The sequence below is a fragment of the Microtetraspora fusca genome (assembly GCF_001570365.1).
Taxonomy (GTDB): domain Bacteria; phylum Actinomycetota; class Actinomycetes; order Streptosporangiales; family Streptosporangiaceae; genus Microtetraspora; species Microtetraspora fusca.
In genome coordinates, this window is sequence record NZ_BBYK01000043.1 from 235,226 (window position 1) to 258,318 (window position 23,093).

The following is a 23,093-nucleotide window of genomic DNA, read 5'->3' on the forward strand; positions in this document are numbered from 1 at the left end:
CCATGGAAGGGTGACGTACCGTGAGCTTCTGCACGCGGTCTCGGAGGGCGATGTCGACGGCGTGCGGCGGATGCTCCATCCCGACACGGATCTGAACCGCGCCCCCGGGACCACCCCGCTGTACCGAGCCGCACTCCACGGCGACCACGAGATGGTACGGCTGCTCCTGGAATACGGGGCCGACCCCGACCAGGCGAGCGGCGGGAAGGACGAGGGACTTCCCCTCTGCGCGGCCGCCTCCTGGAACCACTGGGAGACCGTCCAGGCCCTGGTGGACGGGGGCGCCGACCCGAACGCCGCGGAGGCCGGCGGCTGGACCGCCCTGCTGTGGGCCGCCGCGCAGGGCCACCTCAGATCCGCGGACATCCTGCTCGACGTAGGCGCGGACCCCGACGCCGCGGACGAGGCGGGCACCACGCCGCTCACCGCGGCCGCCCGTTTCGGCGCGTACGGCGTCGTCTGGTCGCTCCTGGAACACGGGGCGGATCCGGCGCTGCCGGACGGCGCGGGCGACACCGCCCTGGACATCGCGCGCCGCTGGTCGGCCGTCGAGCTGGAGGCGGAGCTGCGCGACGAGGTCACCCGGCACGCCGAGCCCGGATGGGCGATCATGGTGGCCAAGGACCACGCCGCCGACGGCACCGAGCTGATCACCGCCGAGGCCAGGGACGCGAAGGGCGACGGGTTCCGGACCGCCCGCCAGCGCGGCCACGCCGCGATCACGATCCTGCTGGAGGAGGCGCTCGGCCTGCACACACCGGCCGAGGAGCTGGTGGCCCGCGCCGCGCCGTACCTGGACCTCGACGAGGACGGCGAGACCTGGTGGGCGGCGGTGCACGCGCTGCAGAAACGCCACGACGAGGAGACGTTCGAGGCCGCGGCGGAGCTGTGCGACAGCGGCGACCCCCTGGACCGCGAGTTCGCCGTGGACGTGCTCGCGCAGTTCGGCTACGACGCGGACGTGCGGCCCTTCCGCGAGCGCAGCCTGGCGATCCTGCGGCGGATGGCCCACGCCGAGACCGAGGCCAAGGTCGTCGACGCGCTCCTCAGCGCGATCGCGCACCACGCCGACGCGGAGGCGCTGCCCGAGGTGCTGGAGATCCTGGACCGGCCGGGACGCAGGCCGTCCTGCAAGGACGCCATGGCGCTCGCCGCGGTGCTGCCGCCGGACGACGAGGAGGGCCTGGCCCGGCTCGTACGGCTCACCGAGGAGGACGACGCCGAGGTCCGCGACTGGGCGACCATGGGCCTGGCCGGCCTGGACGCCGACACCCCGCGCATCCGGGAGGCCCTGGCCGCCCGGCTGGCCGACCGCGACATCACGACGGTGGCTGAGGCCGCGCGCGGGCTGGCGGAACGGGGCGACCGGCGGGCGATCGGCGGGATCCACCGAGTGCTGTCGGAGACGGACGACGACTACGCGCGCGACCTGGCTCTGGAGGGCGCGACGCGGCTCGGTCTGGAGATCGAGACCGTCATCCGCTGACGCGGGTGCCGCTTGGCCCCGCGCTGATCGCGGGCCGGTTCTCCGTCGGTGGACCCGGCGGCGTTAGGGTCGCTCATGGCACTGAAGATGGGCACCTAAACGACTGAAGGGATATCGCCATGGCGACCACCCGTACCGCGACCACCCAGTGGAAGGGCGCGCTCCTCGACGGCTCCGGCACGGTCTCGCTCGACTCCTCCGGCGTCGGCACGTTCGACGTCTCCTGGCCGTCCAGGGCGGAGCAGGCGAACGGCAAGACGAGCCCCGAGGAGCTGATCGCGGCCGCCCACTCCTCCTGCTTCTCGATGGCGCTGTCCAACGGCCTGGCCAAGGCCGGGACGCCGCCGCAGTCGCTGGAGACCCGGGCGGACGTCACCTTCCAGCCGGGTGAGGGCATCACCGGCATCGTGATCTCGGTCCGCGGCCAGGTCCCCGGCATCTCCGCCGAGGACTTCCAGCAGGCGGCCGAGAACGCGAAGGCCAACTGCCCGGTGAGCAAGGCGCTCGCCGGCACCACCATCACGCTGAACGCCGAGCTCGTCGGCTGAACCGCTGCGCGGGCCCTCGCCTCGGCCGTCCCGGCCCGGCGGGGGCCCGCTCGTGTGTTCCCCCCGCCTCCGCTGTCACCTCCGGCTCGGGAGGGAACCGGCACAGCAAACCTCACATAAGGTGATGAATCCGCACAAAAACGGATAAAACTGGGCCGAATCTCGCGGATCTTTTGGGGTACACGAAGGCCCCTGCCGAGAGGAGAATGGGGGCACATGCGCGAAGTCTGGCCTGGAGAGCCGTACCCACTCGGCGGCACCTGGGATGGCGTGGGCACCAGTTTCTCGGTGTTCTCCGAGGTCGCCGAGCGGATCGAGCTGTGCCTGTTCGACGACGACGGCGCCGAGACCCGCATCGATCTGCCCGAGATGGACGGCTTTGTCTGGCACGGCTACCTGCCCGGCGTGATGCCCGGCCAGCGGTACGGCTTCCGCGTGCACGGGCCGTACGAGCCGGAGCTGGGCCACCGGTGCAACCCCGCCAAGCTGCTCCTCGACCCGTACGGCAAGGCCATCGAGGACGGCGTGCGCTGGAACGAGGCGCTGTTCTCCTACCACTTCACCGATCCCGGACGGCTGAACACCGTCGACTCGGCGCCGTACATGCCGAAGAACGTGGTGATCAACCCGTTCTTCGACTGGGGCAACGACCGGCCGCCGCGCACGCCGTACCACGAGACGATCATCTACGAGGCGCACGTGCGCGGCCTGACCATGCGGCACCCGGACGTGCCGCCGGAGCAGCGCGGCACGTACGCCGGACTGGCCCATCCGGCGGTGATCGAGCACCTGCTGTCGATCGGCGTGACGGCGGTGGAGCTGATGCCGGTCCACCAGTTCGTCCCCGAGCACGCGATGGTGGCGCGCGGCATGACGAACTACTGGGGCTACAACACGATCGCCTACCTCGCGCCGCACAACGCGTACTCCAGCGCCGGGCAGCGGGGCGAGCAGGTCCAGGAGTTCAAGGCCATGGTCCGCGCCCTGCACGAGGCGGGCATCGAGGTCATCCTCGACGTGGTCTACAACCACACGGCCGAGGGCGACCACATGGGCCCCACGCTCGGGTTCCGCGGCATCGACAACGCCGCCTACTACCGGCTGCACGACTCCGACCGGCGCTACTACCTCGACTACACCGGCTGCGGGAACTCGCTGAACGTCCGCTCGCCGCACGCGCTGCAGCTCATCATGGACTCGCTGCGGTACTGGGTGCTGGAGATGCACGTGGACGGCTTCCGGTTCGACCTCGCCGCCGCGCTCGCCCGCGAGCTGCACGACGTGGACCGGCTGTCGGCGTTCTTCGACCTGATCCAGCAGGACCCGGTGATCTCGCAGGTCAAGCTGATCGCCGAGCCGTGGGACGTCGGGCCGGGCGGATACCAGGTGGGCAACTTCCCGCCGCTGTGGACCGAGTGGAACGGGAAGTACCGCGACTCCGTGCGCGACTTCTGGCGCGGCGGCTCGCGCACGATGCCCGAGTTCGCCTCGCGGCTCACCGGGTCGAGCGACCTCTACGCGCAGAGCGGCCGCCGCCCGGTGGCGTCCATCAACTTCGTCACCTGCCACGACGGGTTCACGCTCACCGACCTGGTCTCCTACAACCGCAAGCACAACGAGGCCAACGGCGAGGACAACCGGGACGGCACCGACGACAACCGCTCGTGGAACTGCGGCGCCGAGGGGCCGGTCGAGGACCCCGGCATCGCGGCGCTGCGCCGGCGGCAGCGGCGCAACTTCCTGGCCACGCTCTTCGTCTCCCAGGGCGTCCCGATGCTGCTCGCCGGCGACGAGTTCGGACGCACCCAGCGGGGCAACAACAACGCCTACTGCCAGGACAACGAGATCTCCTGGGTCGACTGGTCGCTGGCGCGCGGCGAGGCCGGCCTCCTGGAGTTCGTCCGGCGGCTCGCCGCGCTCCGGCGCGACCATCCGGTGTTCCGCCGCCGCCGGTTCTTCTACGGCCGCAGGGCCGACGACGACCTGCGCGACATCGTCTGGCTCACGCCGTCGGGCAAGGAGATGGGCTCGGCCGACTGGCACGCGAGTTACGCCAAGTCGCTGGCGGTCTTCGTCAACGGCGACGCCATCTCCGAGCCCGGCCCCCGGGGCGAGCGGATCACGGACGACTCGTTCCTTCTGCTGATCAACGCCCACCACGAGAGCCTCACGTTCACCCTGCCGGGCACGGAGTTCGGCGACCGGTGGCGCCCCGTGCTCGACACGGCGGACGACGCTCCGGCGCGGGACGCCCTCCCCGGCGAGGTCTGGCCGGCGGGCGTGGACGTCTCCGTCGCCGCCCGCTCCATCCAGATCCTGCGGTCCGCCGAGGACGAGCCCGCGTGACGGAGTCGTACGGCCACAAGCGCGTGAGCCGCGGAGGTCAGCCCTCCTGGCTCTCCCCGCCCGCCCGGTCCGCCTGAGTCTCCTGCTGGGCCTCCTGGGCGCGGCGGGACGCCATGACGGCGGCGAGGGCGGCCTCGATGTTCGCCTCGGCGGCCGGCTTGGCGAGGCCGAGGCCGGAGAGCGGGCCCGACCCGTCCTCCAGTTCCAGCAGCGCCAGCAGGATGTGCTCGGTCCCGATGTAGTTGTGGCCCATCAGCAGGGCCTCCCGGAACGTCAGCTCCAGCGCCTTACGCGCCCGCGCGTCGTACGGGACCACCTCGGGCGCCCGCTCGGCCGGCGGCGGGAGCGTCGCGGCCACGGCCTGCCGTACGGCGTCCAGCGTCACGCCCTGGGCGACGATCGCGTTGGCGGCCAGGGCCTCCGGCTCGCTCAGCAGGCCCAGCACCAGGTGCGCGGGACGGACCTCCTCGCTGCCGGCCGCGCGAGCCTCGTTGTGCGCCGCCACCACGACGTTCCTCGCCCGCGGGGTGAACCGCTGGAACCCCTGGTTCAGGTCGAGATCGGCGAGATCGGCGGAGGCCTTCGGCACGAACCGCTTCTGAGCGGCCTGCTTGGTGACCCCCATGCTCCGGCCGATCTCGGTCCACGAGGCGCCGGAACGCCGCGCCTGGTCCACGAAGTGGCCGATCAGGTGGTCGGCGACCTCACCGAGGTGGTCGGCGACGATGACCGCGTCGGAGAGCTGGTCAAGGGCGTCGGAGTGCGCCCTCTTGATCGCCTCGATCAGGTCGTCGAGGCGTACGGGACTCGTCAGGGGAACGGGATCCTCCATACCGTCAACGGTAGGTTGACGGTATGCCATCGTCAACCACTGGTTGACGATGCACATCGGGCCGCCCCCGCCAGGGACAGGGCGGCGATCGTCTCCCCCGTTCCCGGTGGGTTCCGGACCTGCTGCCGGATTCCCCGGGCGCTTCCCGGACAATCGGTACATGAACCCGGACGAGGAAGAGGAGGCACGGCACTGGCGGCACCCCGGACTCCCGGGGGTGGACCTGCTCCGGGCCCGCTACATCAGCAAGACCTTCATCCGGCACACCCACGAGAACTTCGTCATCGCCGCGATCACGAGGGGCGTCGAGGAGTTCCACGTGCGCGACAGCATCGAACGCGCCGGGCCCGGCGGCCTCGCGCTGATCAACCCTGACACGCCGCACACCGGCCGCCCGGGCGTGCCGGAGGGGTGGACCTACAGCGCCGTCTACCCCGAGGCCGCGCTGGTCACGGCGATCGCCGCCGAGACGACCTCGATCAGGGGGAACGCCGGGTTCGCCGTCCCCGTGGCCCACGACCCGTCCGCCGTGCGCCTCGTCACCGAGGTCCTGCGGGCCGTGGACGAGCGCAACAGCCTCGCCGCCGACACGCTCCTGCGGCTCACCGTGGCCCGCCTGCTCCGCCTTCACGGTTCCGCGCTCCCCGCGTCACGGCCACACGGGGCCGGCGCACGGAAGGCCGCGACGGCCCGGGCCATCCTGGAGGCCCGGATGGCCGACCCTCCCTCCCTTGAGGGGCTCGCGGCCGAGGTGGGCACCGGCCCGTTCGCGCTGCTGCGGGCGTTCCGCGCCGCGTACGGCATGCCGCCGCACAGCTGGCTCACCGACGCGCGGGTCCGCCGGGCCCGCCACCTGCTGGACGCCGGGGTCAGCCCCGCCGACGCGGCCGTCGCCGTGGGTTTCACCGACCAGCCGCACCTGAACCGGCACTTCAGCCGGGTCCTCGGGGTACCGCCCGGGGCGTACCAGCGGGAGCGCAAGAACGTACAAGACCGCTTTGGCGGGGCCGCGTAACCTCGGGCCGTGACGACGGAACCTGCACAAATCCCGCGAGAACGGACGGCCGGCCGCCCCAGGGCGGCGGTGGTACGCGACGCCCTGGGCGTGGGCGTCGCCGTCGGCCTGTCCGGGTTCGCCTTCGGCGTGACGTCCGCCGGGTCGGGGCTGAGCCTGGCCCAGACGTGCGTTCTCTCCCTCTTCGTGTTCACCGGCGCGTCGCAGTTCGCGCTCGTGGGCACGCTCGGGGCGGGCGGCAACCCCGCCGCCGCGGTGGCCGGAGCCCTGTTCCTCGGGGTACGCAACGCCTTCTACGGCCTGCGGCTGTCGCACCTGCTGCGCCTGCCCGGCCCGGTGCGCCCGCTCGCCGCGCACTGGATCATCGACGAGACGTCGGCCGTCGCCATGGCGCAGCCGGACCGGGCTTCCGCGCGGCTCGGCTTCACCGTCACCGGGGTCACCCTGTACGCGCTGTGGAACCTGACCACGCTCCTCGGCGCGCTCGGAGCGGAGGCGCTCGGCGATCCGTCGGCCTGGGGGCTGGACGCCGCCGGGCCGGCCGTCTTCCTGGCGCTGCTCGGGTCCATGCTCAAGGGGCGGCAGGAGACGCTGGTCGCGGTCCTCGCGGTCGTGCTCGCGCTGGCCTGCCTGCCGCTGCTGCCGGCCGGCGTCCCCGTCCTGGTCGCCGCGCTGGCCGCGCCGATCGTCCTGACCGTCGCCCGCCGCGAGGAGGCACGCCCATGACCGTCTGGATCGCCGTCGCCGTCACGGCGCTCGGCTGCTACGCCATCAAGCTGCTCGGCCTGTCGGTGCCCGCCGGGCTGCTGGAGCGGCCCCTGGTGCGCCGGCTCGCGGCCCTCGTGCCGGTCGCGATGCTGGCCGCGCTCACCGCCATCCAGACCTTCGGCAGCGGCCGGGAGCTGGTCGTGGACGCGCGCGCCGCCGGGCTCGCGGCGGCGGCCGTCGCCCTGCTGCTGCGGGCGCCGTTCCTCGTGGTCGTCGGCGCCGCCATCGTCGTGACCGCCGCCGTACGCGCGCTCACCGGCTGAGGCTTCTGTGCGGCGGCCCGATCAGCGCGGCAGGATGTCGTCCAGGTCGTAGGCGACGGGCCGTTCGAGCTGCTCGTACGTGCACGAGGACGGCTCGCGGTCGGGACGCCAGCGGCGGAACTGGGCGGTGTGCCGGAACCGGTCGCCCTCCATGTGGTCGTAGGCGACCTCGATCACCAGCTCGGGGCGCAGCGGGATGAACGACAGGTCCTTCTTGGCGTTCCACCGGGAGACCGCCCCGGGCATCCGCTGGCCGTCGGCGGCCGTCTCACCGGACTGCTCCGCCCACGCTCCCCACGGGTGCTCGCTCAGTTCCTCGATCCGGTACGGCGCGAGCTCCCCCACCAGCTCGGCGCGGCGCTTCATCGGGAACGCCGCCACCACGCCCACGTGGTGCAGCCGCCCCCCGGCGTCGTACAGACCCAGCAGGAGCGAGCCGACCACGCCGCCGGTCTTGTGCTCGCGGTATCCGGCCACGACGCAGTCGGCGGTCCGCTCGTGCTTGACCTTGAACATCACCCGCCGGTCCGGCTCGTACGGCAGCGTGCCCGGCTTGACCACGATGCCGTCGAGCCCGGCGCCCTCGAACGCGTCGAACCACTCGGCGGCCCGGCCCTCGTCCTGGGTGACCGGCGTGAGCCGTACCGACCGGCCGGCGTCGGCCAGCGCCTTCTCCAGCCGGGCCCGCCGCTCGGCGAACGGCGTGGCCATCAGGTTCTCGTCGCCGAGCGCGAGCAGGTCGAACGCGACGAACGACGCGGGCGTCCGCTCCGCGAGCAGCCGCACCCGGGACTCCGCCGGGTGGATGCGCTGCTGGAGCGCGTCGAAGTCGAGCGTCTGGCCGCTCATGACCACGATCTCCCCGTCGACGACGCACCGCTCGGGCAGCTCCTCGCGCACCGCCCGGACCAACTCGGGGAAGTACCTGGTGAACGGGCGCTCGTTCCTGCTGCCGAGATGGACCTCGTCACCGTCCCGGAACACGATGCAGCGGAAGCCGTCCCACTTCGGCTCGTAGAAGAGCGAGCCGTCCTGCGGCGGCAGCCGCTTCACCGCCTTGGCCAGCATGGGGGCCACGGGCGGCTCAACCGGCAAGTTCATCCGACACCTCCCTCACGTATCGGCAGAAGAGGAACCCCTCCTCCTGGAGGACCTGGGTGAGCGCCAGCCGGGTCTGTGAGGCGGTGCCGTTCAGGATGCGGGCCGCGTCGCCGGCGATCAGCAGCGGGCTGACGGTGAGGCACAGCTCGTCCACCAGGCCCGCGGCGGCGAGCTGGGCGTTCAGCCGCGGCCCGCCCTCGCACAGGATCGTGGCCAGGCCGCGGTCGCGCAGCTCACGCGCCGCCAGCGTCAGATCGACGCGGTGCTCCCCCGCCACGATGACGTCGGCGTTCTTGGCCGCCTCCGCGCGCCGGTCGGCGGGCGCCGACTCGGTCGTGATCACGATCGTCCGCGCGTACGGCTCGGTCTCGGTGAACAGCGGGCTGCCGAGGTCCAGGTCGAGCCGCCGGGTGACCACCGCGACCGGAGGGGCGGCCGGGCGGCCCACCCGCAGGGCCCGCCACGACTGGCGCGGCCGGGCCGGGCCGTACCCCTCGGTGCGCACGGTGGCGGCGCCGGCGAGGATCACGTCGGAGAGGCCGCGCAGGATGCCGAAGATCCGGCGGTCGCCCTCGCTGGACAGGCCCCCGGACAGGCCCTTGAGCCAGGCGCCGCCGTCCGCGCTGGCCACCATGTTGATCCGCAGCCACTCGCCCGGGGGCTGGGCGTAGGCGGCGACGAGATCCGGATCGTCTTCGATGTCGGGGTGTATGCGGCGCACGCTCTCTACAGTGGCACATGTCCCCGACATAACGTTTCGATGTCCCCTGTTCCCGCCTCTGATCGGACGGTGTTGGATCGAGCCACAGCGGCGCGACAGGCCGGGACGCCTGTCTCCCGTCCGCTCCGGAGGAGGCGCGTGGAACACGCCGTTCTCGCGGTCTGGATCGTCACCTCGCTGGCGGGGCTCCACCTGCTGGTGCTGTGGCTGGCGGGCGGCGGCCTGCGGCAGCAGGAGACGAAGGTCACCGCGTTCCCCTCCGCGCTGGTCCTCGCCCACCCCGCGCTCGCGGTCGCGGGCCTCGGCCTGTGGGTCGCCTTCCTGGGCACCGGCGACAGCTCGTACGCCTGGGCGGCCTTCGGCGTGCTGACCGCCGTCGCGCTGCTCGGCTTCACGCTGTTCACCCGCTGGCTCGGCGGCGGTCGTCACGCCCGGGGCGCCGAGCGCCGCTTCCCGGTGGTCGCGGTCGCCCTGCACGGCATCGCCGGGGTCGCCACGTTCGTCCTGGTGCTGCTGGCCGCCACGATGGCGGACCGCCTCTGACCCCCGGGATCAGTCGTCGTTCCGGGCCTTGGACGGCTGGACGCGCTTGGGCTCGCCGGGCATCTTCGGATAGTTCGGCGGGTAGGGCAGGTCGCCGCGCCCGTCGGAGGCGTACCACTCCAGCAGCGTGTCGATGCCGAACGCCTCGTCGTCGATGGCCCGGTGGACGTCGCCGAGCCGGGCGAAGCGCTCGGGCATCGTCCTGATGTCGAAGTCGCGCGGATCGCAGCCGGCCAGCTCGTCCCAGGTGACCGGCGCGGACACCGGCGCCTCCGGACGGGCGCGCACCGAGTACGCGGCGACCACGGTGCGGTCCCTGGCGTTCTGGTTGTAGTCGATGAAGACCCGCTCGCCGCGCTCCTCCTTCCACCAGGCGGTGGTGGCGAGGCCCGGAGCGCGCCGCTCCACCTCCCGCGCCAGCGCGATGCCCGCGTGCCGCACCTCGGTGAAGGTCCACTCGGGACGGATGCGCGCGGCGATGTGGATGCCGCGGCTGCCCGAGGTCTTGGGGAAGGCGCGCACGCCGAGCTCGGCGAGGATCTCGCGGACGACGAAGGCGACCTTGCGCGCCTCGTCGAAGCCGGTGCCCGGCTGCGGGTCGACGTCGACGCGCAGCTCGTCGGGGTGCTCCACGTCCGCCGCCCGGACCGCCCAGGGGTGGAAGTCGATCGTCCCGAGGTTGGCGCACCAGGCGACGGCGGCGATCTCGGTCGGGCGGAACGCGTCCGCCGTGCGCCCGCTGGGGAAGCGCACCCCCACGGTCTCGATCCAGTCGGGATGCCGGGGCATCCGCTTCTGGTAGATCGCCTCGGTCTCGACACCGTCGGGGTGCCGCTTGAGGTGCGTCGGGCGGTCGCGCAGAGCGCGCATGACGCCGTCGCCCACGCTGACGTAGTACTCCACCAGCTCGCGCTTGGTGGCCCCGATGCCCGGAAAGTAAATCTTGTCGGGGTTGGTCACTTTGACGGTCCGGCCGCCCGCCTCGATCTCGATGTACGGCGAAGCCATGTCTGCGACCCTACCCGGGTGGAGACGGGTCCGTCCCGGACCTCTGCTCTCGGCGACCGGCGCGCGACACCTGGCGCCGGTCCGGGAGGTCGGACGGGACGGACCCGACGTGCCGCCCTTCAGGGCGGCACCTCTCCTGCCGCACGGGCGGCGTCCAGCACGGGTAGGGCGCTTCGCCGCCTCGACGGCGGGACGGCCGGGCCTCCCTGGCGGGAGGTTCGGCCCTCTCACCAGTGAAGACGCCGAAACGACCTCCGAAGGATGCTTCGCCCGGAAAGAACTCCGCCGGGAAGGTCTCCGCGCTCCGCGTGGTTCTACGCGATGACCATATGAATCACGCGATCACGCACAGGCAGGCGAACACATGGACAAGGTCATCAAGAACGACGACGAGTGGCGCGCCGAGCTGTCGGCCGAGGAGTACCGGGTGCTCCGCCAGGCCGGCACCGAGCGCCCCTTCACCGGGGAGTACGTCGACACCAAGACCGTGGGCGTCTACTCCTGCCGCGCCTGCGGAGCCGAGCTGTTCCGCTCCGAGGCCAAGTTCGAGTCGCACTGCGGCTGGCCGTCGTTCTACGAGCCGTCGGAGTCCGACGCGGTCACCCTGCACCGGGACGACTCGCTGGGCATGTCCCGGGTGGAGGTCCGCTGCGCCCGGTGCGACTCGCATCTCGGGCACGTCTTCCACGGCGAGGGGTACCCGACGCCCACCGACGACCGTTTTTGCATCAACTCGGTCTGCCTGACCCTGGAGCCGGCCGCCGGGTGATCCCCGGCGGCACCGGTCACTTGGGCTTGGGGTGGGTGACGCGGCAGGTGTCGTCGTCCGGGCCGAGGATGTTGGCCAGCACGGGGTTCCCGTTCTGGCCGTACTTCGCCTGGACGAAGACGATCGGGTTGGACTCGCCGATCTCCTTGAGGTACTTCAGACCTCTCTTGCACAGCGTGATCGCGGACTTGGAGTTGCTCGCGTTCTCCGACAGGTTGGTGTAGATCCGCAGGTACCGGCCGGTCGTGCGGATGTCGCGCACCCGCTTGGTCGTCTTGTCGTTCCACCGGCTGGTGAAATACTCCACCGCCTGCTCGTCCGTGTACTTCGACCGGCCGGAGGCGGTCACCTCGCCCTTGGACCCGGCGACCCGGCCGGAGCGCGTCGCGCCGCCCGCGCTGGCCACGGTGAGCTCACCGCCGGGAGCGGCGCCGGGGTTCGCCGCCACGGCGGCGGCCGCGCGCACCGGCGCGGGCGTCCCCGGCGACCCGGCGAGCAGCGGCCGCGACACGGCCATGCCGGCGGCGACCACCGCCAGGCCGATGGACGCCTTGATCACGCGCGCCTTGGTCCGCCGCTTCCTCCGACGTCCCTTGGACCGTGCCAGAACGCTCGACACCTCGCCTCACAACGACATAGGGGCTTTGCCCGAGTATGACAAAGGTAACGAGATCATATCGGTGGTTCCCGGCATTTGGTACAGGGAGGTAGATCTTTCCGTATGACGCGCTAGATCTTTCCGAGTCCTACCCCCGCGGCGGGCGCGGTACGCGCGGAATCTCCGGGGCCGGCACAGAGCGGCCGGAAACGCGCGACGCCCGCCGGATGAGGCCGGCGGGCGTCCGGGTGGAACACGGCACAGCGGTCAGGGCAGCGTCGCGACCAGCTCGCTGACGGGCTTCCTGCGCCCGGTGAAGAACGGGATCTCCACCCGGGTGTGCCGCCGCGCCTCGGCCCCCCGCAGGTGGCGCATGAGGTCGACGATGCGGTGCAGCTCGTCCGCCTCGAAGGCGAGCATCCACTCGAAGTCGTTCAGCGCGAAGCAGGCCACCGTGTTCGCCCGCACGTCCGGGAAGTCGCGGGCCATCCTGCCGTGCTCGGCGAGCATCGTCCGGCGCTCGACGTCCTCCATCAGGTACCACTCCAGCGAGCGGACGAACGGGTAGACCGAGACGAACCCTCTCGGCTCCTCCTCCGCGAGGAAGGCCGGGATGTGCGACTTGTTGAACTCGGCCGGCCGGTGCAGCGCCATCGCGGACCACACCGGCTCGCTGGCCCGGCCCAGCGCGGTACGGCGGAAGCGGGAGTAGACCTCCTGCAGGTCCTCGGCCGTGGGAGCGTGCCACCAGAACATGAAGTCGGCGTCGGCGCGGAACCCGGACACGTCGTAGCAGCCCCGGGTCACGACGTCCTTGCCGCCCGCCTGCGCCAGCAGCTCCTCGACCTCGTCGGCGACGCCGTCGCGGCTCTGGGGAAGCTGATCACGCAGCCGGAAGACCGACCACATCGTGTACCGAATCACCTGGTTGAGATCACGCGCCTTGGGACGCGTAGTGCCCTCCGTCATATGTTCCATTCTTCCTTCTCACCCCTCCGGGTCTTCGGCCGCCCCGGCGGCGTACCGGGCGTCGGCCGCGGCCAGATGGGCCAGGATCTCGGCCGCCGCCGTACGGGCGTTGGCGGCGATCGCCGGCACGCCCACGCCGTCGTAGGCCGCGCCGCAGAGCGCGAGACCGGGCTGGATGGCCGTCGCCGCGCGGATGCGGGCGACCCGGTCGAGATGACCCACGTTGTACTGCGGCAGGGAGCCGCCCCAGCGGGTGACCCGCGTGTCGAGCGGGAACGCCGTCGCCCCCGTGACCTCGGCCATCTCGGTCACCGCCGTCGCCACCAGGTCGGCGTCGTCCCGCTGGAGGACGTGCTCCTCCCCCAGGCGTCCGATGGAGCAGCGGACCACGATCACGCCGGGGTCGGCCTCGGCCAGGTGCGGCCACTTGATCGTGCTGAAGGTCGCGGCCTTGACCGGCCGGCGCTCGACCGGCGGGACCAGGTAGCCGCTGCCGTACGGCGGCGCGGGGAAGGCGTCCCTCGCGTAGGCCAGGGTGACGATCGCCATGCTGGCGTACTCGATCCCGGCCAGCTCGGCCGCCGCGCCGGGCACCTCGCGCCGCAGCAGCCGGGAGGCCGCGGTGGCGGGCACGGCGAGCACGACGGCGTCGGCCTCGACGACCTCCTCGTCACCGTTGGGGCCGGTGACGAGCCGCCAGCCGCCCGGGATGCGGATCAGCTCGCGCACCGTCACACCGGTCCTGACGTCGGCGCCGGAGGCCTTCGCGACCGCCTCGGGGAGGCTGCCCATGCCGTTCTTGAGCGTGGTGAAGACCGGCCCGGCGTCCTTGGGCGCCGCCGCGACCATGTCGGCGACGGCCCTCGTCAGGGACCGTTCCGTACGCGCGACCTTCGCGATCTGCGGCATGGTCGCCTGGAGGGAGAGCATCTCGGAGCGGCCGGCGTAGACGCCGCCGAGCAGCGGCTCGACGAGGCGGTCCACGACCTCGGAGCCGACGCGGGCGCGGATGTAGGCGGCGACGGAGACGTCCGTGGTGGCCGGGCTCGGCGGGAGGACCCGGTCGAGGGCGGCGCGGGCCAGCCCCGCAGGGGACAGGATGCGCGAGGAGGCGAGCGCGGCCAGGTCGGACGGCACTCCCATCACCTGGCCCGCGGGCAGCGGGCGGAGCGCCCCCCGGGACAGGACGGACGCGTGCGCCGTGCCGGGATACACCATCATGTCGTCGAGTCCGGCCAGCCGGGCCAGCTCCCTGCCCTCCGGACGGCGGGCCAGCATCGCCTCGGCCCCGGCGTCCACCTCCAGCCCGGCGACCTCCGAGGCGTGCAGCTTGCCGCCGATCCGCGACGCCCCTTCCAGGACGGTGATCCGGATCTCGTGCGCGGCGCCGCGCCGCAAGTAGAGGGCGGCGGTCAGGCCGGCGATGCCGCCGCCGACGACCACGACATGGCGTGGAGCTGGGGTTCCTTCCATAAGCACCAAAGCTACCGCTCAGACGGCGCGGTCCCCGAAGCGGCGTGACCGCCCGGCGCGCGTCGGAACCGGGGTTATCCTCGTGACAGCGCGGCGGGCGGGCGTGACCGTGTGGTGCGGGACCTGTGACGGGACCGTGACTCCGGTCGCCGAACCCGCGCCCTCCCCGACCCGTCTTCCCCAACATGACCAGATTCCGGTACGGAACGGCGGTAATCGTCGCGACCGCTTTCCTGATCTCCGGTTGTGGCGCCGAGGGCGGCTCCACCTCGACGGTGGCCCGCGACGACTCCGCCTCCGCTCCCGAGTTCGCCCGTCCCGCCGCAAGCGCCAGGGCGGGCGACACCTATGCCGGCGGGGCGGACTCCTCCGACTCCTCCGACTCCTCCAGCTCCTCCGGCTCCACCCAGAAGACGACGATCGCGCCCGACGCCCGGGCGGTGATCTACACGGCCGAGCTCACCGTCCGGGTGAAGGACGTCCCCGCCGCCACCGACCAGGCCAAGCAGATCGTGACCATCGCCGGAGGCTACGTCTCCGAGGAACGGAGCAACTCCTTCTCCAGCCGGGACGAGGCCGTCGTCACATTCAAGCTCCCTCCCGCCCGGTACCCCGACGTGCTGACCCAGCTCGGCCGCGACCTCGGCAAGCGCGAGTCGCTGCACCAGGGGGCGCAGGACGTCACCGAGGAGGTCGCCGACGTGGCCAGCCGGGTGAAGTCCGCCGAGTCCACGCTCGACCAGTTCCGGACGCTGCTGCGCAAGGCGAACAAGATCGGCGAGATCCTGGAGATCGAGCGGGAGATCTCCAACCGCGAGGCCGAGCTGGAGTCGCTCCAGGCGCGGCAGAAGGCACTCGCCGCCCAGACCGGCATGGCGACCGTCACCCTCAGCCTGGCCGGTCCCGCCGCCCCCAAGGCCAAGCCCAAGCCGAAGGAGTCCGGCTTCCTCGCCGGCCTCCACGCCGGCTGGAAGGCGCTGGTGGGGTCGGTCGAGGTCGGCCTCATCGTGCTGGGGGTGCTGCTGCCCTGGCTCGTCGTGGGCGCCGTCATCGGTCTGCCCTTCATCGTGATCGCCCGGCGCCGCGCGGCGCGCCGTGCGGCGTCGGCGCGGCCGCTCCGGGTGACGCCGCCGGGTGAGTGGCAGCGGGCCGAAGCCGGCGCGCCACAGGCCGAACGCGTCCGCCCGGAGGGGGAACCCGGCGCGCCGCAGGGACCCACTGGGCAGGAGCCGGAAACCGGCGCGCCGTAGAAACCGCTCCGGAAGGGGGCCCGCGCCCCCTTCCGCGACCGGTGAGCCGTCAGACCATTTCCCTGATCCCCCTGATGAGGGTCAGCGGGCGGACGCCTCGTGGACGAAGTCGGTCAGCCGCGCGAGCTGGTCGGGGTCCGTGGAGGGCAGGACGCCGTGGCCGAGGTTGAAGACGTGCCCCTCGGCCACCCGTCCGCGCTCCAGCACGTCGCGGGCGCGGGGCTCCACGACGTCCCAGGGAGCGAGCAGGACGGCGGGGTCGAGGTTGCCCTGGAGCGCCTTGCCCGGGCCCACCCGGAGCGCCGCCTCGTCGAGCGGCACCCGCCAGTCGACGCCCACGACGTCGGCCCCGGCCTCCCCCATCACGCCGAGCAGCTCGCCGGTGCCCACCCCGAAGTGGATGCGCGGCACGCCGAGGTCCGCCAGCCCGGCGAAGATCCTGCTCGTGTGCGGCAGCACGTACGCGCGGTAGTCCACCGGGGCGACCGCGCCCACCCACGAGTCGAAGAGCTGGATCGCGGAGGCGCCCGCGGCCACCTGGATGCGCAGGAACGCCAGCGTGATCGCGGTGAGCCGGTCCATCAGCTCGTGCCACAGCTCCGGCGCGCCGTACATCATCGCCTTGGTCCGGTCGTGGTTCTTCGACGGCCCGCCCTCGATGAGGTACGACGCAAGCGTGAACGGGCCGCCCGCGAAGCCGATGAGCGGGACCCGGTCGAGCTCCTTCACCAGGGCCTGCACGGACTCGGTGACGTACGGCACATCGCTCGGTTCGAGGGGCCGCAGCGCGGCGATGCCGGAGGCGTCCCGGACGGGGCTGCCCACCACGGGCCCGACGCCGGGTGTGATGTCGAGATCGACGCCGATCGCCTTGAGCGGGACCACGATGTCGCTGAAGAAGATCGCGGCGTCCGTCGAGTACCGACGGACCGGCTGCATCGTGATCTCGACGACGAGGTCCGGCGTCGCGCAGGCGGCGAGCATCGAGGTGCCCTCGCGCACCCGGCGGTACTCCGGGAGCGACCGGCCGGCCTGGCGCATGAACCAGACGGGCGTGTGCGGGACGGGCTCGCGGCGGCAGGCACGGAGGAAGGCTGAGTCGGCAAGGTGGGCAGTCACGCCACCAGCGTCCCATGTCGGGGGCCCGGTCCACGCACCGGTCGCGGCACACGGCCCCACACCGCCGCCGGGGGCGCCCGCCCCTCGGCGCCCGCCCCTCGGCGCTCCCCCGGACCGGCTCGCCCCGGATGGCCGTGCGCGGGCACCGGTCCCGCCGCGCGGTCCCTCACGCGCGTGTCGCGGCCGCCGAGGGTACACTCCGCGCCAAGCATCGGTAAGGTGAGGTTCTCCGCTTCGTGAGATTCGTCTCCTTGCTCGGCAAAGTGTTCGCAATCGGGGTTCCAGCATCGATTCCAATGCCACTTTCGAGACACGCCGAGCGCGTTGCGGGGAAATGTCGGCGGGACATGTCAACGTCAGAGCAGTCCCGATCACTTGGGACACAACCGTGGATCCGACGAGAGGCCCCGGAACGATGACGTCGATGTGGAGTTCCTCCGAACACCGCACTGAGCACTGTGCCGCTTGCGACGCCGAGCGCGCGTTCGAACAGCCGCCCTGCCCCGACGCTCACGACGACTGTCCCGAACGGGTGTGCACGACCTGCGGATTCGCCCTGTTGCTTGCGACGGCCTCGGTTTGATCGGTACGTATGCCCCCCACAACCATCCCCCTGCTTCGCGCACTCCCGAATCCGGCCTACGCTTCGGCTATGACCCTCGGTGACGCACCCGTGCCTCCGGCCGCCTTCCGGCGGGCGCTGGAGACGTTGCGGCCCGCCAAGGTCAGGCCGGAGATCGAGCTGGAGGACATCCCCGCGCCGCAGCGCCTCGCGCCCTATTCGGGAGCGGTCGGGGCCTCGGTCTACCGCGACGACGACGAGCTGGCGGTCGGTCGGCTGATCATGCTGTTCGACCCGGACGGCCAGCGCGGCTGGGAGGGGCGCTTCCGCCTGGTCGCGTACGTCCGCGCCGCCATGGAGCCGGAGATCACCACCGATCCGCTGCTCGGGCCGGTGGCCTGGAGCTGGCTCACCGAGTCGCTCGACGCGCACGGCGCGGCCTACGCGGCGGCCGGCGGCACGGTGACACGGGCGGTCTCCGAGGGTTTCGGGAACAAAGCCGACGATCCGGTCACCACCGAGCTGGAGCTGCGGGCCTCCTGGTCCCCTCTCGAAGAGGACCTGTCCGCCCACGCCGCCGCCTGGTGCGATCTGATGTGTCTCGCCGCCGGCATCCCACCCCTTCCACCCGATGTCGCGGCGCTGCGGCTCCGCCCGGCGCGTCGTGAAGATCCGAAAGCCCCGTAACTCGTGACCGAACCTGAAGTTCAGCTCTTGTTGGAGCCGCGTGAGGGAATCCCGCCCGTCATCGAGGACGACGCCACGCTCGCGGCGGTCGTGCGCGCCTTCGCCGCCGGCAGCGGCCCGATCGCGGTGGACGCCGAGCGCGCCTCCGGCTACCGCTACAGCGGCCGCGCCTATCTCGTGCAACTACGCCGTGACGGGTCCGGCACCGCGCTGATCGACCCGGTCGCCTGCCCCGATCTGACCGCCCTGGACGAGGTGCTCGCCGACGACGAGATCGTCCTGCACGCCGCCACGCAGGACCTTCCGTGCCTGACAGAGCTCGGCTTCCGGCCGCGCAAGCTGTTCGACACCGAGCTCGCGGGCCGGCTGCTCGGCTACGAGCGGGTCGGGCTGGGCACGATGGTCGAGGTCGTGCTGGGGCTGCGGCTGGAGAAGGGCCACTCGGCCGCCGACTGGTCGAACCGTCCCCTCCCCATGGACTGGCTGCGCTACGCCGCGCTCGACGTCGAGGTGCTGATCGAGCTCAGGGACGCGCTGTCCGCCGAGCTGGGCTCCAGCGGCAAGCTGGAGTGGGCGATGGAGGAGTTCTCCTCGATCCTCGCGGCTCCGGCCGCCCCTCCGCGCAGCGATCCCTGGCGGCGCACCTCGGGCATCCATCGGGTGCGGTCGCTGCGCGGGCTGGCCGTGGTCCGCGAGCTGTGGACGCTGCGCGACGAGCTCGCCAGGGAGATCGACCTCGCCCCCGGCCGGGTGCTCCCGGACTCCGCGATCGTGCAGGCCGCGCTGGACCTGCCGCGCACCACCAAGGCGCTGACCGAGATCGCCCCGTTCACCGGCCGGAGCGCGCGCCGTCATCTGCGCGCCTGGCTCACCGCGGTGACCCGGGGCCGGACGTTGCCGGACGGGGAGCTGCCCCAGCCGATGGGGCCGGGCGACGCCCCGCCTCCGACCAACCGCTGGGCCGACCGCGACCCCGCGGCGGCGCGGCGGCTGGCGGCCGCCCGGGCGGTGATCGCCGCTCTCGCCGACGAGCACCGGATGCCGACGGAGAACCTCCTGCAACCCGACGCGGTACGACGGCTCACCTGGGAGCCGCCCGCCGACCTGTCGCTGGAGTCGATCACGGCGCGGCTCGCCGAGCTGGGGGCCCGGCAGTGGCAGATCAGCCTGACGGCGGTCCCGATGGCGAAGGCGCTCCAGCGGCTGGACGTCAAGAGCACCGACTGACCCCCGCCGACTGACCCCCGCCGGCGCGGGGCGCCCACCGGGCCGCCGGTGGCGCCCGGCGCCGCCCCACGTCAGAAGACGTTCTCCCGCTGCGGCAGGTCGATGACGCCGAAGGCGGCGAGCAGCCCTGCCACGACCAGGGCGGCGAGGAGAACCCACGCGACGGGGTGCCCGAGGTTGAGCGTCCAGGACGCCCCGATCCGGGCGTGGAGCAGGATCGCCGGGTCGCGGCGGTTCACGTAGACCGTTCCGGCCAGGAACCAGTGCCGGTCGTCGTCGCGCTGGGTGACGCCGGAATCCTCGTCCTCCTCCCCGGGGAGAGCCGGCAGGCGATGCCCCGCGTGGCCGACGCGGCTCTCCCACGCCAGCCAGGCGACCACCGGGACGGCCAGGGGCAGGTACATGACCACGGTCCAGAGCGCCGAGGGTTCGACGACCGCCCAGAGTTGGAGCGCCGAGACAAGCAGGCCGAGGTTGAGGCAGGTCCCGCCGAGCAGCGAGAGGCGGGCGACGCCGCGGAGGTACACGCGGTATCTGCGCGCCGAGCCGACGGGGCGGGCGGCGTCGAGGTCGGGGCGGGAGCGCAGCAGAAGCAGCGTCAGGGCGGGGAACAGCAGCGTGATCACGAGCTGGTACAGCACAGGGGCGAACGCGGCCGGCGCGGTGAGGGGCTCCCGCCCGGTGGCGTCGACGCCGTAGCCGGTGAAGCGCGGCAACGTGGCGGGCAGGTCGCCGTACCGCCACCAGCCGAGGCCCGCGGTGAGGAGGAGGATCACCGCCGCCGGGAGCGCCCAGGACCAGGGCAGCCGCACCGGATCGGTACGGAAGCCGGTGTCGACCGTGACGCCCTGGCGCTGCTCGTCCCGCCACCCTCCGGCCACCTTGGCCGCCCGCAGCCGGCGCGCGGAGCGCCAGTAGAGCAGCAGGTCCACCACGATCAGGGCCGTCGCGGTCGCACCGACGACGGTCGCGCCCCCTCCCGTCGCGAGGAGCGGCGCGGAGACGACCGCGGCGCACGCGCCGGCGGCCGCCGCCAGCCTGGCGTAGCCGCGCCGCTGGGCGATCACGGCCGGGTCGGCGGCCCTGGCGTGGGACACGCGCACCCCGAACGGCGTCGTCGGCGCGGTCATCGCGGGCAGGGCCAGCATCATGCCGGTGACCAGCACGACGGCGGTCAGGTCGGCGGCGATCAACGGTGTCATGGTGTTGCCCTCTCCTCGGTCCGGAATCCCGACAGCATCGCCGCGCACCGCCGTACGACGTCCTCGCGGTCGAGTCCGTGGACGGTGGCCTCCGCGAGGAGGACGCGCATCCTGTCCTCCCAGCCGTCGGCGAACCCGGGCTCGGGCGGGCCGGAGCGCGGGTCGCGCCGGATCACCGCGCCGCTCTTCCGGTTGATCCGGATGACCCCCTCCTGTCGCAGCAGGTCGTAGGCCTTGTTCACCGTGTGGAAGTTGATCCCGAAATCGGCGGCGAGCTGGCGCGTGGACGGCAGCGGGTCGCCCTCCACGGCCTCTCCTCGGGCGACCGCCTCCACGATCCGGTCCCTGATCTGCTGGTAGATCGGGACCTCGCTGTCGAGATCCAGCGTCAAGTTCACACCCAGCAGTGTAGCTGCTATACAACTTATAGAACAGATACACCTGGCATGACAGGAGTGCGACATGATCCGGGCACAGATCCGCGACGGAGTGCTGGTGGCGGCCTTCGCGCCGTGGACACGGCCGTTCGTACGGCGAGCCGAGATGAGAGTGCCGGCGGCGGCGATCCGCGAGATGCGTCTTGAGTCGGATCCGCAGGCCCTCGCCACCGGGATGCACGCGGGCCTGCTCGTCAGCGGGTTCATCAAGGTCGGCACGTGGACCGGCCTGGACGGCGTCCGGCGGCTGGTCTGCGCCCGCCGGGACTCCCCCGGCGTGCGCATCGTCCTGGCCGAAAGGATCGACAACGTCGATGAGCTGGTCCTCAGCGTTCCGGACGCGGCCGGGCTCCAGGCCCGGGTCATGGGGGCGAACGCGTGAACAGGGGCTCCTGGACCATCGAGGTGCACGGCCTGACCAAGGTCTTCGACTCCGTGGCGGCCGTCACCGACCTCGACTTCACCGTCTCCCCGGGCACGGTGACCGCCTTCCTCGGCCCGAACGGGGCGGGCAAGACGACCACCATGCGGATGCTGCTCGGCCTGGTCACGCCCACCTCCGGCCGAGCCACCATCGGCGGCCTGCGCTACGCGGAGCTGCCCCGTCCGGCCGCGACGGTCGGAGCCGTACTCGACACGTCGGGGTTCCACCCCGACCACACCGCCCGCGATCATCTCGGCGTGTACGCCCGCCTGGGCGGCTTCGCCCGGTCACGGGTGGACGAGGTCATGGACCTGACGGGGGTGACGCCGTTCGCCGGGCGGACGACCCGCACCCTGTCCACCGGGATGCGGCGGCGGCTGCACCTGGCGACGGCGCTGCTCGGCGATCCCCGCGTGCTGCTGCTGGACGAGCCCGGCAACGGGCTGGACCCCGAGGGCATCGCGTGGCTGCGCGGCTTCCTGCGCCGGTTCGCCGCCGAGGACCGCACGGTTCTGATCTCCAGCCACGTCCTCAGCGAGGTGGAGCAGTCGGCCGAGCGGGTCGTGGTGATCGACCGCGGGCGGCTGATCGCGGCCGGCGCGGTCGCCGACCTGTACGGCGAGGCCGCCGTTCGGGTCCGCTCACCGCAGGCCGGATCGCTGATCGCCGTCCTCCTCACCGCCCACGGCGGCGCGGTCCGCGTGACGGACCTCGGGCCGGACACCGTGCGCGTCCACGGCCTGACCACCGCCGCCATCGCGGCGGACGCCGCGGCGCACGGCATTCCGCTGCACGAGATCACCCCCGAGCGGCCCACGCTCGAACAGGCCTTCCTCCACCTCACCGGACACGACCAGGGGGATGTCTCATGACCGTGCCGATCTCGCCGCGTGCCCTCGTCTCGGCGGAATTGCGCCGACTGGCGGCCACCCGGCTCCGTCTATGGGGATCGCTCGCCGCGATCGGCAGCGGCGGTTTCGTCGGCGTGCTCGCCCTCATCGGCCCAGAGAACTTCGATCCGCCGCTGCCCGGGCTGGAGACGGCGCCGGGCGTGCGCGTGGTGCTCGGCCTGCTCGGCCTGTGCGCGTTCGTCCCCGCCCTGCTCGGCACGACCGCCGTGGCCTCGGAGTACCGCCACCGGACGCTCACGACGACGGCGCTGTTCGCACCCCGGCGATGGACCATGCTGGCCGCCAAGCTCGCGGCGTACGCGATCGCCGGGCTCGCCTACGGGCTGATCGCCGTCACCGTGGCGGGGGCGGCCCTCGCCGGGACGGCGGCGGTCAAGGGTGTCGCGCTCGGCCTGCCGACGGCCACGGTGCTGGCCCTGCTCGCCAGGATCGCGGTGACGATGGCCGTCTACACCCTGGTCGGCGTGGCGGTCGGCGCCCTGATCCCCAACCAGGTGGCCGCGGCCGCGATTCTGGGCGCCTATTTCTACATGATCGAGACGGCGCTGCTGCTCATCCCCGGCGTCAAGGAGCTCTACCCCTACCTGCCCGGCGGCGCGACGGCTGCGCTCACGGGGTTCACCTACCTGGCCGACGCGCTGGCCGAGCAGACGGGCGGAGGCGCCGCCTCGCTCCTGTCCGCACCGCTGGGCGCCACCGTGCTCCTCGGGTACGCGGTGGTCGCGGCCGTGATCGCCGTCGTCGTCCCCCTGCGGCGCGACATCACCTGAGCACCGTACGGAGACGGCCGGGGACGACGCCGGATCTCCGGGAGATATCCGCGTTTTGACCCCC

At 72.6% G+C, this 23,093-nt stretch carries 24 protein-coding genes; 14 read left to right on the top strand and 10 right to left on the bottom strand.

The features are described from left to right. Positions 1-10: 10 nt before the first annotated feature. The 3 genes from AWQ68_RS12040 (at position 11) to glgX (ending at position 4,380) form a co-directional block, all read left to right on the top strand. Positions 11-1,486, top strand: a complete 1,476-nt coding sequence (locus AWQ68_RS12040; protein ID WP_245655880.1) for an ankyrin repeat domain-containing protein — start codon at positions 11-13, stop codon at positions 1,484-1,486. A 119-nt stretch (positions 1,487-1,605) separates the two neighbouring features. Beyond that, positions 1,606-2,034 carry an OsmC family protein gene (locus tag AWQ68_RS12045; protein ID WP_066939192.1) on the top strand — a complete coding sequence of 143 codons (429 nt, stop codon included), beginning with the start codon at positions 1,606-1,608 and terminating at the stop codon, positions 2,032-2,034. A 216-nt stretch (positions 2,035-2,250) separates the two neighbouring features. Then, a complete protein-coding gene (gene glgX / locus AWQ68_RS12050; protein ID WP_066939195.1) occupies positions 2,251-4,380 on the top strand; it encodes a glycogen debranching protein GlgX in 2,130 nt (709 codons plus the stop codon). Between the two features lie 37 nt (positions 4,381-4,417). Here the strand turns inward: glgX and AWQ68_RS12055 are convergent, their stop codons facing one another. After that, positions 4,418-5,212, bottom strand: a complete 795-nt coding sequence (locus AWQ68_RS12055; RefSeq protein WP_066939198.1) for a Clp protease N-terminal domain-containing protein — start codon at positions 5,210-5,212, stop codon at positions 4,418-4,420. 160 nt (positions 5,213-5,372) lie between these two features. On the opposite strand from AWQ68_RS12055, the gene AWQ68_RS12060 reads away from it, so the two are divergent. The 3 genes from AWQ68_RS12060 to AWQ68_RS12070 are packed head-to-tail and all read left to right on the top strand — an operon-like array spanning position 5,373 to position 7,258. After that, complete coding sequence (locus AWQ68_RS12060) at positions 5,373-6,227, top strand: AraC family transcriptional regulator (protein ID WP_066939201.1); 855 nt, start codon at positions 5,373-5,375, stop codon at positions 6,225-6,227. 9 nt (positions 6,228-6,236) lie between these two features. After that, a complete protein-coding gene (locus tag AWQ68_RS12065; RefSeq protein ID WP_066939204.1) occupies positions 6,237-6,953 on the top strand; it encodes an AzlC family ABC transporter permease in 717 nt (238 codons plus the stop codon). Then, entirely contained in the window at positions 6,950-7,258 is a 309-nt protein-coding gene (locus AWQ68_RS12070) for an AzlD domain-containing protein (protein ID WP_066939206.1), read from the top strand. The genes AWQ68_RS12065 and AWQ68_RS12070 overlap by 4 nt, the downstream gene beginning before the upstream one ends. A gap of 21 nt (positions 7,259-7,279) precedes the next feature. Here AWQ68_RS12070 and AWQ68_RS12075 read toward each other — a convergent pair whose 3' ends face one another. Next, positions 7,280-8,359 (bottom strand): ATP-dependent DNA ligase, encoded by a 1,080-nt coding sequence (locus tag AWQ68_RS12075; protein ID WP_066939209.1) that lies wholly within the window; start codon positions 8,357-8,359, stop codon positions 7,280-7,282. After that, entirely contained in the window at positions 8,343-9,080 is a 738-nt protein-coding gene (locus AWQ68_RS12080) for a pyrimidine reductase family protein (RefSeq protein WP_066939212.1), read from the bottom strand. Before AWQ68_RS12080 ends, AWQ68_RS12075 begins: the two co-directional genes overlap by 17 nt. 138 nt (positions 9,081-9,218) lie before the next feature. On the opposite strand from AWQ68_RS12080, the gene AWQ68_RS12085 reads away from it, so the two are divergent. Beyond that, positions 9,219-9,623 (top strand): hypothetical protein, encoded by a 405-nt coding sequence (locus AWQ68_RS12085; protein WP_066939215.1) that lies wholly within the window; start codon positions 9,219-9,221, stop codon positions 9,621-9,623. Between the two features lie 9 nt (positions 9,624-9,632). Here AWQ68_RS12085 and ligD read toward each other — a convergent pair whose 3' ends face one another. Then, positions 9,633-10,631, bottom strand: a complete 999-nt coding sequence (gene ligD / locus AWQ68_RS12090) for a non-homologous end-joining DNA ligase (RefSeq protein ID WP_066939217.1) — start codon at positions 10,629-10,631, stop codon at positions 9,633-9,635. A gap of 364 nt (positions 10,632-10,995) precedes the next feature. On the opposite strand from ligD, the gene msrB reads away from it, so the two are divergent. Further along, positions 10,996-11,400: a peptide-methionine (R)-S-oxide reductase MsrB gene (msrB, locus tag AWQ68_RS12095; RefSeq protein ID WP_066939220.1), complete on the top strand. Its 405-nt coding sequence runs from the start codon at positions 10,996-10,998 to the stop codon at positions 11,398-11,400. A gap of 16 nt (positions 11,401-11,416) precedes the next feature. Here the strand turns inward: msrB and AWQ68_RS12100 are convergent, their stop codons facing one another. The 3 genes from AWQ68_RS12100 to hemG form a co-directional block, all read right to left on the bottom strand. Further along, positions 11,417-11,959: a hypothetical protein gene (locus AWQ68_RS12100; protein WP_066939223.1), complete on the bottom strand. Its 543-nt coding sequence runs from the start codon at positions 11,957-11,959 to the stop codon at positions 11,417-11,419. Positions 11,960-12,265: 306 nt separating this feature from the next. After that, positions 12,266-12,967 (bottom strand): hydrogen peroxide-dependent heme synthase, encoded by a 702-nt coding sequence (gene hemQ / locus AWQ68_RS12105; protein ID WP_066939226.1) that lies wholly within the window; start codon positions 12,965-12,967, stop codon positions 12,266-12,268. Between the two features lie 18 nt (positions 12,968-12,985). Continuing rightward, positions 12,986-14,440: a protoporphyrinogen oxidase gene (gene hemG / locus AWQ68_RS12110; RefSeq protein ID WP_066939229.1), complete on the bottom strand. Its 1,455-nt coding sequence runs from the start codon at positions 14,438-14,440 to the stop codon at positions 12,986-12,988. 185 nt (positions 14,441-14,625) lie between these two features. On the opposite strand from hemG, the gene AWQ68_RS12115 reads away from it, so the two are divergent. Then, entirely contained in the window at positions 14,626-15,690 is a 1,065-nt protein-coding gene (locus AWQ68_RS12115; protein WP_066939234.1) for a DUF4349 domain-containing protein, read from the top strand. Between the two features lie 81 nt (positions 15,691-15,771). Here the strand turns inward: AWQ68_RS12115 and hemE are convergent, their stop codons facing one another. Next, positions 15,772-16,809, bottom strand: coding sequence for a uroporphyrinogen decarboxylase (gene hemE / locus AWQ68_RS12120; RefSeq protein ID WP_066939235.1), 1,038 nt, complete (start codon positions 16,807-16,809; stop codon positions 15,772-15,774). A gap of 652 nt (positions 16,810-17,461) precedes the next feature. Here hemE and AWQ68_RS12125 point away from each other — a divergent pair. Next, positions 17,462-18,058: a DUF3000 domain-containing protein gene (locus AWQ68_RS12125; RefSeq protein WP_066939238.1), complete on the top strand. Its 597-nt coding sequence runs from the start codon at positions 17,462-17,464 to the stop codon at positions 18,056-18,058. 3 nt (positions 18,059-18,061) lie between these two features. Next, positions 18,062-19,285 carry a ribonuclease D gene (locus AWQ68_RS12130; protein WP_066939241.1) on the top strand — a complete coding sequence of 408 codons (1,224 nt, stop codon included), beginning with the start codon at positions 18,062-18,064 and terminating at the stop codon, positions 19,283-19,285. A gap of 71 nt (positions 19,286-19,356) precedes the next feature. On the opposite strand, the gene AWQ68_RS12135 is transcribed toward AWQ68_RS12130, so the two are convergent. After that, positions 19,357-20,487 carry a DUF1648 domain-containing protein gene (locus AWQ68_RS12135; RefSeq protein ID WP_066939244.1) on the bottom strand — a complete coding sequence of 377 codons (1,131 nt, stop codon included), beginning with the start codon at positions 20,485-20,487 and terminating at the stop codon, positions 19,357-19,359. Next, entirely contained in the window at positions 20,484-20,885 is a 402-nt protein-coding gene (locus AWQ68_RS12140; protein WP_066939247.1) for a GntR family transcriptional regulator, read from the bottom strand. The genes AWQ68_RS12135 and AWQ68_RS12140 overlap by 4 nt, the downstream gene beginning before the upstream one ends. Positions 20,886-20,949: 64 nt before the next feature. Between AWQ68_RS12140 and AWQ68_RS12145 the strand changes: the two genes are divergently transcribed. From AWQ68_RS12145 to AWQ68_RS12155, 3 genes are read left to right on the top strand one after another with little or no spacing between them, the layout of a single operon-like run. Continuing rightward, entirely contained in the window at positions 20,950-21,306 is a 357-nt protein-coding gene (locus tag AWQ68_RS12145; protein WP_066939250.1) for a hypothetical protein, read from the top strand. Next, positions 21,303-22,220, top strand: a complete 918-nt coding sequence (locus AWQ68_RS12150; protein ID WP_066939253.1) for an ABC transporter ATP-binding protein — start codon at positions 21,303-21,305, stop codon at positions 22,218-22,220. Before AWQ68_RS12145 ends, AWQ68_RS12150 begins: the two co-directional genes overlap by 4 nt. Continuing rightward, positions 22,217-23,029, top strand: a complete 813-nt coding sequence (locus AWQ68_RS12155) for a hypothetical protein (RefSeq protein WP_066939256.1) — start codon at positions 22,217-22,219, stop codon at positions 23,027-23,029. Before AWQ68_RS12150 ends, AWQ68_RS12155 begins: the two co-directional genes overlap by 4 nt. Positions 23,030-23,093 lie beyond the last annotated feature (64 nt).

Coding starts and splice junctions, on each gene's coding strand:
- AWQ68_RS12125 (WP_066939238.1), top strand. CDS start 17,462: ATGACCCTCGGTGACGCACCCGTGCCTCCGGCCGCCTTCCGGCGGGCG.
- ligD (WP_066939217.1), bottom strand. CDS start 10,631: ATGGCTTCGCCGTACATCGAGATCGAGGCGGGCGGCCGGACCGTCAAA.
- AWQ68_RS12045 (WP_066939192.1), top strand. CDS start 1,606: ATGGCGACCACCCGTACCGCGACCACCCAGTGGAAGGGCGCGCTCCTC.
- AWQ68_RS12135 (WP_066939244.1), bottom strand. CDS start 20,487: ATGACACCGTTGATCGCCGCCGACCTGACCGCCGTCGTGCTGGTCACC.
- AWQ68_RS12075 (WP_066939209.1), bottom strand. CDS start 8,359: ATGAACTTGCCGGTTGAGCCGCCCGTGGCCCCCATGCTGGCCAAGGCG.
- AWQ68_RS12145 (WP_066939250.1), top strand. CDS start 20,950: ATGATCCGGGCACAGATCCGCGACGGAGTGCTGGTGGCGGCCTTCGCG.
- hemQ (WP_066939226.1), bottom strand. CDS start 12,967: ATGACGGAGGGCACTACGCGTCCCAAGGCGCGTGATCTCAACCAGGTG.
- AWQ68_RS12070 (WP_066939206.1), top strand. CDS start 6,950: ATGACCGTCTGGATCGCCGTCGCCGTCACGGCGCTCGGCTGCTACGCC.
- AWQ68_RS12055 (WP_066939198.1), bottom strand. CDS start 5,212: ATGGAGGATCCCGTTCCCCTGACGAGTCCCGTACGCCTCGACGACCTG.
- AWQ68_RS12060 (WP_066939201.1), top strand. CDS start 5,373: ATGAACCCGGACGAGGAAGAGGAGGCACGGCACTGGCGGCACCCCGGA.
- AWQ68_RS12115 (WP_066939234.1), top strand. CDS start 14,626: ATGACCAGATTCCGGTACGGAACGGCGGTAATCGTCGCGACCGCTTTC.
- glgX (WP_066939195.1), top strand. CDS start 2,251: ATGCGCGAAGTCTGGCCTGGAGAGCCGTACCCACTCGGCGGCACCTGG.
- hemG (WP_066939229.1), bottom strand. CDS start 14,440: ATGGAAGGAACCCCAGCTCCACGCCATGTCGTGGTCGTCGGCGGCGGC.
- AWQ68_RS12155 (WP_066939256.1), top strand. CDS start 22,217: ATGACCGTGCCGATCTCGCCGCGTGCCCTCGTCTCGGCGGAATTGCGC.
- msrB (WP_066939220.1), top strand. CDS start 10,996: ATGGACAAGGTCATCAAGAACGACGACGAGTGGCGCGCCGAGCTGTCG.